The organism is Acinetobacter sp. LipI_15 (assembly GCF_058242865.1).
The window spans coordinates 1,264,127-1,279,570 of sequence record NZ_JBZAYN010000001.1 but is presented as its reverse complement, the minus strand read 5'-3'; the positions used below and the strand labels follow the sequence as shown (position 1 = coordinate 1,279,570).

The 15,444-nt window shown below is 39.6% G+C and carries 15 protein-coding genes; 5 read left to right on the top strand and 10 right to left on the bottom strand.

What is annotated here, in order from left to right:
- Nucleotides 1-30 precede the first annotated feature (30 nt).
- The 5 genes from AC4CU0_RS06170 to AC4CU0_RS06150 all read right to left on the bottom strand — a co-directional run bounded on the left by AC4CU0_RS06170 (nt 31) and on the right by AC4CU0_RS06150 (nt 5,155).
- On the bottom strand, nt 31-762 hold the full coding sequence (locus AC4CU0_RS06170) for a hypothetical protein (RefSeq protein WP_180010374.1): 732 nt from the start codon (nt 760-762) through the stop codon (nt 31-33).
- 79 nt (nt 763-841) lie between these two features.
- Complete coding sequence (locus tag AC4CU0_RS06165) at nt 842-1,294, bottom strand: copper resistance protein NlpE N-terminal domain-containing protein (protein WP_490742714.1); 453 nt, start codon at nt 1,292-1,294, stop codon at nt 842-844.
- Nucleotides 1,295-1,378: 84 nt separating this feature from the next.
- On the bottom strand, nt 1,379-2,665 hold the full coding sequence (locus AC4CU0_RS06160; RefSeq protein WP_490742713.1) for a serine hydrolase domain-containing protein: 1,287 nt from the start codon (nt 2,663-2,665) through the stop codon (nt 1,379-1,381).
- 75 nt (nt 2,666-2,740) lie between these two features.
- On the bottom strand, nt 2,741-3,595 hold the full coding sequence (locus AC4CU0_RS06155) for a MaoC family dehydratase (RefSeq protein ID WP_490742712.1): 855 nt from the start codon (nt 3,593-3,595) through the stop codon (nt 2,741-2,743).
- 168 nt (nt 3,596-3,763) lie between these two features.
- The gene (locus AC4CU0_RS06150; protein ID WP_180005219.1) at nt 3,764-5,155 is read right to left on the bottom strand and encodes a 3-oxoacyl-ACP reductase; all 1,392 of its coding nucleotides are present in this window, start codon (nt 5,153-5,155) and stop codon (nt 3,764-3,766) included.
- A 241-nt stretch (nt 5,156-5,396) separates the two neighbouring features.
- Here AC4CU0_RS06150 and AC4CU0_RS06145 point away from each other — a divergent pair, with 241 nt between their 5' ends.
- The gene (locus AC4CU0_RS06145; protein WP_490742711.1) at nt 5,397-6,917 is read left to right on the top strand and encodes an acetyl-CoA C-acetyltransferase; all 1,521 of its coding nucleotides are present in this window, start codon (nt 5,397-5,399) and stop codon (nt 6,915-6,917) included.
- Between the two features lie 69 nt (nt 6,918-6,986).
- On the opposite strand, the gene AC4CU0_RS06140 is transcribed toward AC4CU0_RS06145, so the two are convergent.
- On the bottom strand, nt 6,987-8,087 hold the full coding sequence (locus AC4CU0_RS06140; protein ID WP_490742710.1) for an OmpW/AlkL family protein: 1,101 nt from the start codon (nt 8,085-8,087) through the stop codon (nt 6,987-6,989).
- 204 nt (nt 8,088-8,291) lie between these two features.
- On the bottom strand, nt 8,292-8,717 hold the full coding sequence (gene aceI / locus AC4CU0_RS06135; RefSeq protein ID WP_078191799.1) for a chlorhexidine efflux PACE transporter AceI: 426 nt from the start codon (nt 8,715-8,717) through the stop codon (nt 8,292-8,294).
- A 117-nt stretch (nt 8,718-8,834) separates the two neighbouring features.
- On the opposite strand from aceI, the gene aceR reads away from it, so the two are divergent.
- From aceR to AC4CU0_RS06115, 4 genes are all read left to right on the top strand, one after another.
- Nucleotides 8,835-9,725 (top strand): HTH-type transcriptional regulator AceR, encoded by an 891-nt coding sequence (gene aceR, locus AC4CU0_RS06130; RefSeq protein WP_490742709.1) that lies wholly within the window; start codon nt 8,835-8,837, stop codon nt 9,723-9,725.
- An 89-nt stretch (nt 9,726-9,814) separates the two neighbouring features.
- Entirely contained in the window at nt 9,815-10,804 is a 990-nt protein-coding gene (gene tal, locus AC4CU0_RS06125; RefSeq protein WP_490742708.1) for a transaldolase, read from the top strand.
- Between the two features lie 73 nt (nt 10,805-10,877).
- On the top strand, nt 10,878-11,528 hold the full coding sequence (gene leuE, locus AC4CU0_RS06120) for a leucine efflux protein LeuE (RefSeq protein WP_180170168.1): 651 nt from the start codon (nt 10,878-10,880) through the stop codon (nt 11,526-11,528).
- Between the two features lie 255 nt (nt 11,529-11,783).
- On the top strand, nt 11,784-12,953 hold the full coding sequence (locus AC4CU0_RS06115; RefSeq protein ID WP_490742707.1) for a benzoate/H(+) symporter BenE family transporter: 1,170 nt from the start codon (nt 11,784-11,786) through the stop codon (nt 12,951-12,953).
- Between the two features lie 343 nt (nt 12,954-13,296).
- On the opposite strand, the gene AC4CU0_RS06110 is transcribed toward AC4CU0_RS06115, so the two are convergent.
- The 3 genes from AC4CU0_RS06110 to AC4CU0_RS06100 all read right to left on the bottom strand — a co-directional run bounded on the left by AC4CU0_RS06110 (nt 13,297) and on the right by AC4CU0_RS06100 (nt 15,291).
- On the bottom strand, nt 13,297-13,857 hold the full coding sequence (locus tag AC4CU0_RS06110; protein ID WP_180157148.1) for a TetR/AcrR family transcriptional regulator: 561 nt from the start codon (nt 13,855-13,857) through the stop codon (nt 13,297-13,299).
- A 1-nt stretch (nt 13,858) separates the two neighbouring features.
- Nucleotides 13,859-14,203, bottom strand: a complete 345-nt coding sequence (locus AC4CU0_RS06105; RefSeq protein WP_078188613.1) for an SMR family transporter — start codon at nt 14,201-14,203, stop codon at nt 13,859-13,861.
- 80 nt (nt 14,204-14,283) lie between these two features.
- The gene (locus AC4CU0_RS06100; RefSeq protein WP_490742706.1) at nt 14,284-15,291 is read right to left on the bottom strand and encodes an alpha/beta hydrolase; all 1,008 of its coding nucleotides are present in this window, start codon (nt 15,289-15,291) and stop codon (nt 14,284-14,286) included.
- Between the last annotated feature and the right edge of the window lie 153 nt (nt 15,292-15,444).

Sequence of the window (15,444 nt, the reverse complement as noted above, 5' to 3'; positions counted from 1 at the left end):
TGTTTTTTTGTCTAAGAGTGAATGAAGTTCTTAGTCAGTGGAACTAATTCGATCAATATCTTCGAATTTAACGACTTTAATATTTGATTTATTTTCTGAATCATTAAACAAGATTACATTACCTTGAAAACTGTCCAGAACATACCATTTATTTACGTCTTTGATTTTCAATGTAGCTACAGGCGACTTCTTTATATCATTTAATTTTAACTGTGCAGAAAAACAGGTAGCAAATATGGCAAGAATGGTTAACACCAAAAATTTAAGTGGTTTATCTCTGCGCACTTCATCATCGGTAAAAATATTGAGAGTTATACCAATTAGAACAGCACCCCATAGCATTGAAGTTTGACCAATAAAGTTATTTACATAGAGCGTAATTAGCCCACTAACACATACAATAATGACAAATATAGCTTGTAGCAGCTTATGCTTTTTTAAAAACTGTTCGATTTTTTCTTTCAGCTCTGCTTCCGTAATATGATTAGAAACTAAAATTTTCTTTTTAGGCTTACTTTTGCAATATTGTTTAAATAAAAATTTATAGAAATCTAATAGAACACCAACTACGGCTATGACTGAACAACTTAAGACTAATACCTTAATAATTTCAAAAATATAAAATGATGGAGATAAAACAGACATTATCCATATAGCATCTAAAGAGTAATAGAAAAATGCATTCGAAATAACAGAAATTGTGAGGGCTGCTATGGATAAAATTCCAAATAACTCCGTAATTGATAATTCTTTTTTTATCATTATTTATAAAAATTAGACTATAAAGTGGTTTTTTATCATGACTGACAAACTACGTAAAGAAAGAACGATTTAATTATAATTAAGTCTCTGCCCGCTTAAGCAAAAAATCACTCTGCATTTGATAGCGTTTCGCCGTCTGGTCTTCCCGAATTTCAAGTAATTGCTGATCCAAATCAACATACAAAAGATTACGCGTTTGCACATTCATAAGTTCTAGCTGCTGCTTTGATTCATCTTTAAAACGAATTACACCTTTTAGCACTTCTACTTCGTTATGACCACTTAGACTTTCACGAGTAAGTGTATAGGTTTGGTCTTCATGTAGCTCAAGAGCCACAGCCATACCGGGACAATCTTCACAACGAGAAAGACAGCCCATACACGGCGTTGTACCTTTAAAATCACCGACCCATGCAGCTTGCTGTTTTTCGGCAGTAATCGCTTCTATCTCTTTTGCTTTCGTTTGAGTTGAATCCTGACAACCCAACATTGCCGACGTTGCTACTAAGGGAATCAAAACAACTTTTTTCATAGGGATATCACAGCAGTCTAAAACTGCGTGGGAAAATAGCATATTTTTCACATTTCCCCAATTCCTGTTCTATCCCGAAGTATCTTAAAGCCAGCCCTTACGTCCTTTAAGTGCTTTGTCTGCACAGCGTAGCGTTTCTTGAGTTAAGCCCCATAAGCGATAATCGCCAGTGATTGAACCCGTCGCAAAGTTATGTGTATAGGCAAAACTTAAATCACGCTGCGGATCACACCAGGCCCCAGAACCATTAAAACCAATATGTCCAAAACCTTGACTCGATTTGCCTAAAGTCAAAATTCGATGATATCCCAAACGCCAATTCATCGGTAAAGGCATAATACGATCACGTTTTTTATATTGAATTTCACTTAAAGAATCAAAAACTTGTGTTGTGATTAAGGTCTGTCCTTGCCACTGGCCATGATTGGCTAGCATTGCATAGATTTTCGCTAAACTATTGGCACTAAATACGCCTGTTGCCGCAGGAATAATGGCTTGTAAACCCTCATCACTAAAAAATGAAAACTTGCGCATTCCTTTAGGAATCATACCATCTTGAAAGTCTTGCAAATTTTGTCCAGAAAGTTGCAGAAGCTGATCAAAGATTGACGCTTTTCGTGTCTCTGTCTTTTTTTTCGTTGTCTGCGCTTGGGTATTTTCTTGTGCAGATGTATCTACAGCACGTTCTTCTTTTTTCTTTTTCGGGATCAAGCGTGCAACCTTACCAAGTTGATGCTCTGGTACGCCAAAAAATGCATGATCCAATGCTAAAGGCTCAACCAAATAGTGTTGCATTAGTTCAGCAAGCGGTCGACCAGTGGCCTTTTCAAGTACACCACCGACTTGCCAACCGAAGGTTAACGGTTGATATGCTGCATCAGTTGATGGCTCAAAACGTGGCTTAGCTTGTTCGATGACTTTAAGCATATGTGACCAATCAGCCATTTCAGATGCTGTTTGAATGATATTACGAATATCGTATAAACCACTCTGATGACTCAGTATGTGCCTTAATGTGATATCCGACTTACCATTTTGAGCAAACTCCGGCCAATATACGGCAACGGGAGTATCGTAATCTAGAAAGCCTTCGCTCACTAAGATATGTGCAAGCGTTGCAAGTACACCTTTACCCGTGGAATAACAGACCGAGGGCGTATTGGACTGCCAAGCTTCTTCGGCTGACTTTTTACCGGTCCAAATATCCACGACTTTTTGACCTTTAAAATACACCACTAAGGCAGCTCCGCCTAAGTGGGTTCGAGCATCCTGCATCCGGCTAAATTGCACCGCCAAATCTTGAAACGCCTCGTCGACTGTACCTTGATAATTATTCTTCTGTGCAAATAGATATTCTTTGAGCGCCTGCATCATCATTCCTTTGAATATGAATCGCTTGAGATTAAAACAAAAAAGCCTAAACCGATATCGATTTAGGCTTAAGTCTTAAAGTGCCTTCACACTTCCCGCGACATGCGGTTTTTTGTTCTTACTATTTCGAATGGCAAACTCTGTATCTTTAGCTGTTTGCGCAGTTAGGAACTCGACTTGAGAAGGCAAATACATCGGTAATTTAAACCATACATCTGCTTCATAGGCATCTGGCAAAGTTAAGCTCGACAAGGCTTTGGCTTTACTCCACATACCATGTGCAATGGCTTGTTTAAAACCAAACGCTTTTGCTGTTACAGCATGAATATGAATCAAGTTAAAGTCACCAGAAGTCAACGCATAACGGCGACCGGTATTTTCAGAAACATTCCATTCAGCTTGAACTTGCAACTCTGCTGGCTTTATTTCGGTAGATTTTGCCACAGCTTTGTTGTCGTTTTTTTGACGTGCTAAATACGTGGTTAATGATTCTACAACCACTTCATCGCCCACTTTTGCAGTAGTAATAAAGTCAAATTGCACACCTTTATCATGTGGCTGTAATTCACCGAATTTGCATGACAATGACAGTGTTTCATTCACACCAACTTTGCGATATTGCTTCACTTGGTTACGAATATGTACCAAACCTAAGATCGCAAATGGAAAAGCTTCCGTAGTCATCATATGCATTTGCAAACTTTGAGAAAGCACAGCCAAATAAATCGCTGGGATATAACCATTGTTTTTAAAGCCACACACTTCGTTATAAGCTTTTAAATGCTTTTGATCGACCTTAAATGAATCCACCACATATTCAACTTGCGGCAGAACTTTTTCACCTTTTGGCTTTTTAAAAATCAAGCCTTGAATCACTTTTGGATAGGCTAAATAAGGCTTTGGAAGTTGACTAAAATGGCGAGTATTCATACGAAACCTTTGGAAGTTTTTATTTCAATGTTTTAAAAGCCTCTTCGCTTGCGCCATATATGGCTCGAGGAGAAGGCTGGATGCGGCTTAGCCCCATTCCATTTATAGCAAATTTTTACCTCTCCCTAGCCCTCTCCTAAAAGGAGAGGGAATTTTAAGAGGAATGCTTTAAGCCCCTAACAAGCTTTGACCACACACACGTACCACGTTACCGTTCAAGCCAGTCGACGCAGTTGAAGCAAACATCGCAATCGTTTCAGCAACATCCACAGGTAAACCACCTTGACTCATCGAGTTCATACGACGACCTGCTTCACGGATTGCAAATGGAATCGCAGCAGTCATTTGCGTTTCAATGAAACCCGGAGCAACAGCATTAATCGTTACACCATTTTTAAGTAACGGCGCTGTGAACTTCACAACACCAATAACACCTGCTTTAGATGCAGCATAGTTGGTTTGACCTAAGTTACCTGCGATACCTGAAATAGAAGATACGCACACAATACGACCATTTGCATTGAAGCCATCATTTTCAAGAAGGTAATCATTTACACGTTCAATCGCAGACAAGTTAATGTTAATCACCAAGTCCCAAAGCTCAGGTTTCATATTGGCCAAAGTTTTGTCACGGGTAATCCCTGCATTGTGCACGATGATATCCAAACCACCTTGAGCAGCTGCAGCCGCTTTGATTTTTTCACCGGCATCGTTTGCAGTAATATCAATCGCGAGCGTAGAACCGCCAATTTCACCTGCAACACGGTCAAGGTCTGCTTGCTGCTGTGGAACGTCTAAACAAATCACATGCGCGCCATCACGTGACAATACATGTGCGATTGCTTCACCAATACCACGGCTTGCACCTGTTACAACAGCTGTTTTGCCTGCAAGCGGTTTATTCCAGTCAACATCCACAACATCTGCTTTCGAAACACGAATCACCTGACCCGATACATAAGCTGAACGTGGTGAAATCACAAAACGTAATGCAGATTCTAAGTTTGCTTCAGCACCTTCGTCCACATAAACTAATTGTGCTGCAATCCCTTTCTTAAACTCTTTACCCACTGATTTTACAAAACCTTCTAATGCACGTTGTGCAATGGCTTGTTTCACAGTTTTCGCAGTCTCTGGTGTTGTACCAACAACGACAACGCGACCAGATGCCTGAATTTGACGCGCGATTGGGTTAAAAAATGCATATAAGGCATGCAATTGTTCTGAGTTTTGAATACCTGAAGCATCAAACACCACAACTTTAAACTTAGACTCTTTATCGCCTTCGTTGAATGCGCTTAAGTTTAGACCTGATTTTGCCGCAGCTTGTTGTAATTCAGCATTATTGCCTGCATAGCTATTGGCATGAATATTTGCCAAGACTTGTGCAATAGCACCAGATAATGTTGAAGCAGGCGCTGCACCGAATAAAACCGCACCTTTAACTACAGGGGTTGCAGACTCAAAACGCTCTAAAAAAGTCGGTGATGGTAAACCTAAATTTTTGATGACAAATTTACCAATAGGAGATTTTGCAAATGTTTGGTATTGATCAGTCATGTTTATTATCTCTCATACAGATTAATTTTTGATGGATCTGAAGATATCCCTTTAACTTCAAGATGATGTCAGATACTTATATTTCAATAGTTCCATCAGTTTCCATGGAATCATACTTGAGTTAAACCGCAGATGGCTTGACCTGAATGCTTTAGCGAATGTCATTTTAGTCAATTTACCCCTTTGGTGAATATGCTAATGTAGCCGTCAAGAAGATCATCAACATGCTTGGAAAAGCCTTATGAGCAAAACAACTCAAGAAAATCCAGCAGTCGAAAGTCCGACTACGGAAACTGTGTCAAATACATCAAAGAGTACGCCACGTACCGCTAAAAGTACGGGCACAGCAACCAAGTCTACAAGTGATGCCGCTAAAATAAGCCGTCCTCGTCGTGCATCTACACGTACTAAGACACCCGCTTCAACCCCTAAAACAGCTTCAAAATCAACAACTCAAACGTCTGTTCAACAGGATAATACCATGAGTCAAAACACAGTTCGCCGCGTTGCTATTATCGGTGGTAATCGTATTCCTTTCGCTCGTTCTAACGGCGCTTACTTCACTGCATCGAACAGCGATATGTTCACCGCCGCATTAAATGGTCTTGTTGAACGTTTCAACCTTCAAGGTCAACGCCTTGGTGAAGTTGTTGCTGGTGCCGTGTTAAAACATAGTCGTGACTTTAACATGACCCGTGAGTGTGTACTCAATACTGAACTTGCTCCTGAAACACCTGCTTACGATATTCAACAAGCATGTGGTACAGGTTTACAAGCTGCTTTCTTAGTTGCTAATAAAATTGCTTTGGGTCAAATCGAAGTGGGTGTTGCTGGTGGTGTAGATACAACCTCTGATGCACCGATCGCTTTTGGTGATGGCCTACGTAAAGCTTTACTTGAGTTGAACATTGCTAAAACGGGCAAAGACCGCCTAAAAGCATTAACTAAAATTAATGTTAAAGATTTGATGGATGCACCGAAGAACGGTGAACCACGTACAGGTCTTTCTATGGGTGACCATCAAGCAATTACGACACTTGAATGGGGTATCTCTCGTGAAGCGCAAGATGAACTTGCTGCATCTTCACATCAAAAAATGGCAGCAGCATATGATGAAGGTTTCTTCGATGACCTTATTACACCATTCCTTGGTTTAGAGCGTGACAACAACTTACGTGCAGACTCATCAGTAGAAAAACTTGCGAAGTTAAAACCAGCGTTTGGTAAAGGCGATGCGCGTACGATGACTGCGGGTAACTCGACTCCACTAACTGATGGTGCATCATGTGTCCTTCTTGCGTCAGAAGAATGGGCCAAAGCAAACGGTCACGAAGTTCTTGCTTATTTAACTTTCCAAGAAACAGCGGCGGTTGACTTTGTAGAGAAAAAAGAAGGCTTATTGATGGCGCCTGCGTATGCAGTGCCTCGTATGCTTGAACGTGCAGGTATTACGCTACAAGATTTCGATTACTATGAAATTCATGAAGCGTTTGCATCTCAAGTATTGTCTACACTGAAAGCATGGGAAGATCCAAAATTCTGTAAAGAACGTTTAGGCTTAGATGCGCCATTGGGTTCAATTGATCGTTCTAAATTGAACGTGAAAGGCTCTTCTCTTGCTGCAGGTCACCCATTTGCTGCAACTGGCGGTCGTATTATCGCAACTGCTGCAAAACTATTGAACCAAAAAGGTTCAGGCCGTGTACTTGTATCGATCTGTGCTGCGGGTGGTCAAGGCGTAACAGCAATTATTGAAAAATAATCCTTTATGCTTTAAAGCAAAAAGACCGCTCTTATGAGCGGTTTTTTATTTCAGAGCTTCCATAAAACTTTAGAAACGATAACCAACACCTAAATAAGTAATGATGGGATCAATATCGACCTTGGTCGTTGCATGAATTAATTGTTCACCCGTCGTTTGGTTAATCACATCAATCTTGGTTTTGTTATTTAACTTCGCATAAGACACCGAAGCAACTGTAAACCAACTTGGGGTGAAGTCATAGGTAAATCCGAGTGTGACAATTGGAGCAATCGCATCATCCGCATCGACATCGACCACCATTTTTCCAGATGATTCTTTACCATCGAGTGCTGCACCTGCATTATTATCTTTAATGTTTTGAATCATATGCCCTGCAGCAATTAAGTCAGATTCAATGCCTTTATTGAGTTCAATATCATTAAAATACGCATACATAATCCCTGCACCTACATAAGGTCTGAATTTATTCACGCCCGATTTTCCAAATTGGTACTGTGCCTGAAATACCGGCGTCCAAGCTCTTGCACTCGCCGCTTTACCATAAGATGATAAATCCGTAATGGGTACTGCGTAATCTAGTGGCAAACCATCAGGGAATAATAAACCGCCTAGACCACCTGGCTCTGCTAGACCAGATAATGGCGCGGTAATCATACCCTTACCTTTAATGTCCACCTTAGGTGGGATGCCGCCAATCACTTGCAAAGAAACATTATCATTAATATGGTAGTTAAATGTTAAACCTAATGTATCAACATCTTCTGCTTCAAGCCCCGTACCTTCAGCTGACCAATTATCTAGTCCATTGATCGTTGCGATCCCTGCAATCTCTGACTTGATATTGCCATCTTTATCTTTAATTAATCCTCCCAAAGGGCCATTCACAAGGTCGGTTAAAGTGTCCTTAAGATTCGCAGAATTACTCCCTTCATTATAAATTGCATTCGGATCAATCGCTTTTAGAAAACCTTCAGTACTAATTGTGCCTACTTCAGCCTGTGTGCCATTTGCTACCGCAGTATTAATATTAAATGGATTTGCCTTTCCTTGCGGCATCACATGCATCCAACCCGCAGATACAGAAAAGCGCTTAAAGTTACCATCTGCAAATGTAAATTGTGTAAGCCCAAGTAAAACAACAGGTGTGACAATTTTTATCAATTTCATATGCCAACTCCTTGTTTTGCATATTTTTTTAATTAATTTATAAAAACATTCTTTGTTCTTATATTTAAAAGTTATGTAATTATTCTAACTTTTTATAGTTAGTTTATGTTTTTATATATTATTATTTGTTAAATATTGCACTATTTTGATGCAAAAAAGGCCTGTATTTATCAGTACAGGCCAATGTTATTTTCTTATTGAAATTTAACGATATTGTGGTTGGTAACCTAGGTACGCTTCGATCTGGTCATAGCACCATTGGAAAATAAATGTGTAGACTAAAATGCACATGGTCATACTAAAATCGAGCAAAATCGCCTGCCATAAGGTCATATGCATGGCATAAGCCACCATTGGGATGGTTGCAAGCATTAAGCCGCCTTCAAATCCAATCGCATGCAAAACACGTACACCAAAGGTTCTTTTTAACTTTCTTTTTGCTTCAAATTTTTCAAAATAATGATTAAAAATCATGTTCCAAATCACAGAAGTGACCGCCATTGCAATACCGAGCGTACCTGTCACCTCCATCGGAACTTTAAAAATAAAACTTAATGCAATAGCAATGATCACCAATAGGATGATTTCATAGCTTAGCGCATGAATAATCCTTCTCTTGGAAATCGTCATTTTGAAACACTCTATTATTTGTAAAAAACTTATTTTATTTTTATATTATTGATTAATCGAGTCAGGTTCTTTCAATATTATTGAAAGGTTGTATTCCTTTATTTTTTCTGTATGCACATGAATATTAATCAAGAACAACTGATGATTTTTAAAACAGTCATGGAAACAGGATCATTTTCCGCTGCAGCTCGGCAACTCGGCAAAGTACCTTCGGCGGTCAGCATGTCCATTGCGAATTTCGAAATTGATCTCAACCTTAAACTGTTTGAGCGGGTTGGTCGTGAACCTATGCCCACAGCTCAAGCGCTAAACCTGTATGAAAAAACTGAACAATTATTGATAGAAATTAATCAGTGGAAACAGCATGCAATTGCGCTGAGTCATGGTTTAGAGTCTTCACTGAATATCGTGGTGGTATCAGAGCTACTACATACGCAGTGGACCAACTATATCTCTTTGCTAGAAACTCATTTTCCATCTTTGCAAATCAATATTTTTTCTGCGCCTCAAGAAGATGCCCAAAAGATGTTATTACTAGGTCAAGCACAGCTTGCTCTAATGTTTGAACGTGAACAGCTTGAGAGTTATGAACAATTTGTCGAATTGAAACGTGAAGCATTGGTTCCTGTTGCTGCGACAAAACATGGCCTGTCGAAATTTAAGCAAGTCAGTTTTGAGCAAATTTTGCAAAGTCGGCAAATCGTGGTTGCAAGTCGTGATAAAAGTATCAAACCAGAGTTGTTATTTTCCAAACACAGTTGGCGTACAGATAACCACCACTCTGCTTGTTCGATGATTATTCAAGGTCTGGGTTGGGGTGTGCTTCCATTAGAGATGTTTAATGAAAATCCGACACTCAAAGATCAACTCAAAATCTTAAGCTTTCAAGATTTCACACCCAAATTTGAATATTTCGTCGACTTGGTCTGGAACCGTGAAAAACCTCTCGGCTCGGCTGCTCATTTTTTGATTAATCACATCCGAAATTCACGAAAAACTACGATTTAGACCGCCTAATTGGGCGGTTTTTGGTTGGGTTCTAAACAGATTGTGTTATAAAAGTATGTACACCAAGAACATTAAGAACTAGATTTCAAATGACTCAAAATGCGTTAAACCAATTAAAAAGCCTAACAACGATTGTTGCTGACAGCAGTGATTTAGCTGCGATTAATACATTCCGTCCATTGGATGCGACCACAAATCCATCTTTAATTACAGCAGCAGCAACTCAACCTGAAAATAAAGAACTGATTGAAAGTGCTTTTGAACAAGCGCGTAAAGAAGGTTATCAAAACGATGAGCTGGTTGAGCGCACCATCGATATTCTTACGGTCAAATTTGGTGTAGAAATTTTAAAATTGATCGAAGGACGTGTCTCTACAGAAGTCGATGCAGCCTTGTCCTATGATACTGATGCCACCATTGCAAAAGCTAAAGAGTTATTGGCTTTATATGCACAGTATGGTATCGATCAAAACCGTATCTTAATTAAAATTGCCTCAACGTGGGAAGGCATTCAAGCCGCTAAAGCCCTTGAAGCTGAAGGCATTCACTGTAATCTGACGCTTTTGTTTGGTTTGCATCAAGCTCAAGCCTGTGCAGATGCTCAAGTCACGCTGATTTCGCCATTTGTTGGTCGTATTTTAGATTGGTACAAAAAAGCTGAAAATGTGGATAGCTACCCGATTGAGAAAGATCCGGGCGTGTTATCAGTGAAGCAGATTTACCACTACTATAAACAACATGACATCAAAACTGAAATTATGGGTGCTAGCTTCCGTAGTATTGATCAAGTGCTTGGTTTAGCAGGTTGTGATTTATTGACGGTTTCACCGAATTTATTGGCAGAACTGGAAAAAGATCAGCGTACCGTGGAAGTGCAATTGTCTAATCATCATGCGCATGCACACTGTCAACACGATGTACAAGTGCTCGACAAGCAAACTTTCAAAGCTGAAGTTGAAAAAGACTTAATGTCTTTCCAACTATTACAAGGCGGTATTGATGGCTTTATTAAAGCCCGTGAGCAATTAAGTAGCTTACTGCGTCAAACTTTTGGCTTAGATGCTGAAATAAAAGCATAAATTAGAAATTTTCAGTTTCATCTAGAACCGAAGTTGTATACTACAGCTTCGGTTTTTTATTTGAGTGTCTTCAGTGTTTGGAATCACAGACTTAACGACCTTTATTATTGGTACGATATTAATTGTGATTTTACCCGGGCCAAATTCACTTTATGTCATGTCTGTTGCCTCTCGCTATGGCATTAAGGTCGGCTATTTAGGGGCTTTTGGCGTCTATACTGGCGATTTGATCTTAATCTTACTCACCGCTCTCGGTGCTGCATCCTTACTTCATGCCTTTCCTTGGTTATTCTTATTATTAAAAATTGTCGGTGCGCTGTATTTAAGTTATTTAGGTATCAAACTTTTCAAGGCTGCCTACCAAACATGGAATGCCGTTCAAATGCCAGAACAACTCGACACCAAGCAACTGAGTTTGAATGAATTGAAACCGTTTAAGACTGCATTAACCATCAGTATTTTAAACCCTAAAGCCATTCTTTTTTACTTATCGTTCTTTGTGCAATTCGTCGATCCTGCATATCCATATCCAGCGATTACATTCACCGCACTCGCGATCGTGCTGCAAATTATCAGTATGAGCTATTTAACGATTTTGATCTTTTCGGGTGCAAAACTGGCCACCTATTTTAGCCATCGTTATAAATTTACGGCATGCTGTGTAGCAGCGGTTGGTCTTCTATTTTGTGGATTTGGTCTAAAGCTTGCGACATCTACGATGTAAATGACATGTAAGACATAGCTTAGTTTTTAAACCAGAAAAATCTACAATGCCCTTAAATTTTGAATGAATGAAACATCCACAATGTAGGTTGTCGATTCGTTCTATTAAAGTGCCGTTTGTTAAAGTGTCATTTGTGAATAAATAAAGTATTTCCATAATATCTCGATGAGCACTTTTACTGTACAGGACTTGAGCGTATCATCCTGAAAAATGTCATCTTAAATCTGCGCCAACAATAGTCATAGCTCGATCATTATGCAAAAACTACTACAAGACTTCTCCATTCCAGCTGCTTTTGCAGGTTTTATTACGTTCTTAGTCGGGATCAGTGTCTCGGCTGTTTTGGTGATCCAATCTGCACAAATGCTCGGTGCCAACACAGCAGAAATAACCTCTTGGTTTTGGGCTCTAGGTTTGGGTATCGGCTTAAGCGGGCTGATTCTGTCTTGGAAATTTAAATATCCCGTTGCGACTTCATGGTCCACTGCAGGACTGGCACTGATTTTAGCGACTGCAAATGGTTACAGCATGAATGCCGCCCTAGGTGCTTTCTTGGTCTGTGGCCTATTGACAGCAGTACTCGGATTTTTAGGCATTTTTGAAAAAATACTGCGCTATATCCCGCAAAGTCTAACCAGTGCAATGTTGGCGGGCGTACTTCTAAAATTTGGTATTGAGCTATTTGTCAATTTACAAAATGAATGGGTATTCGTTCTGGGTTTACTCGCGGCTTATGTTATCAGTAAACGACTGTTACCACGTTATAGCATTGTCATTACGGTGATCATTGGCATTATGCTTTGTCCATTGTTACTTGGCTTTCAATTACCGGCGCTTAATTTAGAACTCGCACAGCCAGTTTGGGTCACACCTGAATTTTCGATCTCAGCAATACTGGGTTTAGCGCTACCACTCTTTGTAATCAATATGGCCTCTCAGTATTTACCGGGTTTAGCCATGATTAAAAGTTATGGTTATCAACCCCACGTCAATCAACTGATCGGTTGGACTGGGACAGCCCAAACGCTACTCGCGCCATTTGGATGTTTTAGTGTCAATATTGCTGCGATTAGTGCGGCAATCAGTCTAGATGACCAAGCCCACCCCGATGAGAAAAAGCGCTATATCGCAGGTATGACCTGTGGCGTCTTTTATATTTTGATGGGCCTGTTTGCAGCCACTTTGGTGAGTTTCTTAACCGCTTTTCCACTGGTGTTTATTACCGCTTTAGCAGGGATTGCCCTACTTGGCACCATTGGACACAACATCGTCATTGCTTTCCAAGAAGCGAGTGAACGTGAAGCCGCTCTACTCACCTTCTTGTTTAGTGCATCGGGCGTACAATTTTTTGGTATTGGCTCTGCATTTTGGGGTTTGGTCTTTGGTTTAGTCGTGCATGCTATTTTCAAATATAAAAGAAATTAAGCCCTCAGTTAAATAATTTGCTTCAAATAAAGAATGATACGCGGTAACGTTATCCGCATGTGTTTGAGATAGGACTATTTCTAATCAAAAATGTTTTTGCGGTACTTTGAATAATTAGACACTAGCGAACAAGTTTTGCGGTGAGGAGCAATGCTCCGCAAGATGGTTTCCTTACGTAGCACGCTTCTCATTTTGCCGAATGAGAAACAACATTTCAAGAGTACCTCCAGCCGAAGGCTAATCCCTTTATTCAATCCCTAGATGTAAGACTCTGTCGAATAGACTTAAAAATCATTTTAAAAATGCGTAATTACTTTTACGTATGTAAAATCAGTTATTTAATCTATTTCGCTCGATACGTTCGGGCGATCAGTTCTTGTTTTAATAATTGGGTTTCGCTTTCGTCTTCCACTTCTGTAAAAGCGGTGAGCCAAATACCATCAGCTGCATAACGTACAATTTTCAGTTCTATATCTGAATCGGTCTGATGATGTCGCTCTAAACGTGATTTCATCCATTCGATCCAAAATTCATTAAAAGTTTTATCGGTCAGCATGGTCATCGAAATCGCTGACCATGACTGTTGCAAACCCATGATTTGTTTTTCTAAGGTAATTTCAATATAGGCTCGGGTAAAACGACCGTATGGCTCAGGGTCTTCGTCAATTAATCGGTCAACGACCTCGTCTAATTGAGCCAAAAGCATCACAATCATGGACTCTAAGAGCTTTTGCTTGTTTGAAAAATGATGAAATACACCACCTTTTGTAACCCCAACTAAATCAGCAACGGCTTGAATCGACACCCCATTAACACCTTTATCAGCAGCAAGAAGGATTGCGTGCTGCAAAATACTTTGGCGTATCAGTTGAGGCTCTTTCTTGCGCTGATGCGGATTATCCATATTAATGTCCAGCTGAAGTTGAAAACAGGTTGATCACGACCACACCTGAAACAATCAGGCCTATCCCTAACATGGCTGGGAGGTCTAAACTTTGACGAAAGATAAAGTAGCCAATTAGTGCAGTTAAAACAATACCAACGCCTGCCCAAATGGCATAAGCAATACCAAGTGGTATGACTTTAATCACCTGAGACAATAAATAAAATGCCAAACAGAATAAAACTGCGACAGCCAATGAAGGCGCAAGTTTGGTAAACCCTTCTGACTTCACCAAAAATGTCGAACCAATTACTTCTGAGATAATCGCCAATGACAGTAAGCCATAGGCCAATGTTACCGAATTCATTAATCATTCCAAATAAACATACCGACTGGTAGGTATGTTATTAAGTTAAAGATTATTCTGCAAGCCTTTTAAGTCTGTTTTTAATTTTTGACGGTCTGTGTGTGTTGTTGCAAAAATTCTAAAGTACGATCAAAGGTCTGCTGACTGGCCTTTTTACTCATCATAAATTGATATTCATGTACCAAAAATTCTTTCGAATCTGGATAAAATACCGCTGTCACAGGTACATTATTTGCCTTCAATTTTTCTACAAAAGGCTCAGATTGCGTTTTGGTTAAAAAATCTTTATTGCCACCACTGATAAATACAGGCGGATAATTTGAATTAATATTTGAGGCCGTTGAAATACGCGTTAAAAACTCGGCATCATCTTTTTTGTCTCCGGTATACGCCTGAACCAAGTTATAGACGCCCCACTCGATCAATCCAATCTCGTCGGGTGCTGTATTTACAAAGCTGTTTAAATCATAAATACCACAATGTAAAATCAGCCCTTTAAGCTGTGAAGGCTTTAATACTGGCTGAATCTTTGACGCTTGCGCAAAATCAGGATTCGTAACCAAGGCGGCATAATGACTGGCCATATTTGCACCGGCAGAATCCCCTGCCAAATACATATTTTGCAAATCAATGCCATATTGTGCCGCATGTAGATTCAAAAACGTCAGTGCTGCATCTATTTGGTTGAGCTGTGTGGGATAAATGGCTTCAGGTGCAAACTGATATTGAACAGAAACCACATTATAACCTTGGGCTGCGAGCCGTTTAAAATATCCACCTGCATGCTCTTTTGAACCTGAGACCCAACCGCCACCGTGGATCCAAACAATCGTTGGTCTTGGTGCAATCGCCATACTTGTTTCAGGTTGATAGATATCCAAGTTTAAATTTGGATTTTGTAGATATTGAATATTTGACTGCACAATAACATTGTCAGGAGCATGTAGGTTGATGAAGGTCTTTTGAACTTGTGTCGATAAGTTAAAAGCACCTGCAATCACTTTGGTACTACTTTGCGTGTTTTGACAACCAGACAAATACAACACTGAACACATACTGAGTACAACCAACCTTGCTTTATATGACATATCAAACTATCCAATCGCATCAATTTTGTTATAAATCTTAGATTTAAAACTGTATATAGTTTAGGCTTATTTTTATAAAGTTCAAATTGATCATTTAGGCTCAAAATCCGAGAAAATTAGTCGATTTTATTTTAATATTTTTTGAGCAAAGTC

What these genes read in the sequence shown, in the direction of transcription:
- AC4CU0_RS06170 (WP_180010374.1), bottom strand. Translation starts at nt 762, where the DNA reads ATGATAAAAAAAGAATTATCAATTACGGAGTTATTTGGAATTTTATCC.
- AC4CU0_RS06165 (WP_490742714.1), bottom strand. Translation starts at nt 1,294, where the DNA reads ATGAAAAAAGTTGTTTTGATTCCCTTAGTAGCAACGTCGGCAATGTTG.
- AC4CU0_RS06160 (WP_490742713.1), bottom strand. Translation starts at nt 2,665, where the DNA reads ATGCAGGCGCTCAAAGAATATCTATTTGCACAGAAGAATAATTATCAA.
- AC4CU0_RS06155 (WP_490742712.1), bottom strand. Translation starts at nt 3,595, where the DNA reads ATGAATACTCGCCATTTTAGTCAACTTCCAAAGCCTTATTTAGCCTAT.
- AC4CU0_RS06150 (WP_180005219.1), bottom strand. Translation starts at nt 5,155, where the DNA reads ATGACTGATCAATACCAAACATTTGCAAAATCTCCTATTGGTAAATTT.
- AC4CU0_RS06145 (WP_490742711.1), top strand. Translation starts at nt 5,397, where the DNA reads ATGAGCAAAACAACTCAAGAAAATCCAGCAGTCGAAAGTCCGACTACG.
- AC4CU0_RS06140 (WP_490742710.1), bottom strand. Translation starts at nt 8,087, where the DNA reads ATGAAATTGATAAAAATTGTCACACCTGTTGTTTTACTTGGGCTTACA.
- aceI (WP_078191799.1), bottom strand. Translation starts at nt 8,717, where the DNA reads ATGACGATTTCCAAGAGAAGGATTATTCATGCGCTAAGCTATGAAATC.
- aceR (WP_490742709.1), top strand. Translation starts at nt 8,835, where the DNA reads ATGAATATTAATCAAGAACAACTGATGATTTTTAAAACAGTCATGGAA.
- tal (WP_490742708.1), top strand. Translation starts at nt 9,815, where the DNA reads ATGACTCAAAATGCGTTAAACCAATTAAAAAGCCTAACAACGATTGTT.
- AC4CU0_RS06115 (WP_490742707.1), top strand. Translation starts at nt 11,784, where the DNA reads ATGCAAAAACTACTACAAGACTTCTCCATTCCAGCTGCTTTTGCAGGT.
- AC4CU0_RS06110 (WP_180157148.1), bottom strand. Translation starts at nt 13,857, where the DNA reads ATGGATAATCCGCATCAGCGCAAGAAAGAGCCTCAACTGATACGCCAA.
- AC4CU0_RS06105 (WP_078188613.1), bottom strand. Translation starts at nt 14,203, where the DNA reads ATGAATTCGGTAACATTGGCCTATGGCTTACTGTCATTGGCGATTATC.
- AC4CU0_RS06100 (WP_490742706.1), bottom strand. Translation starts at nt 15,291, where the DNA reads ATGTCATATAAAGCAAGGTTGGTTGTACTCAGTATGTGTTCAGTGTTG.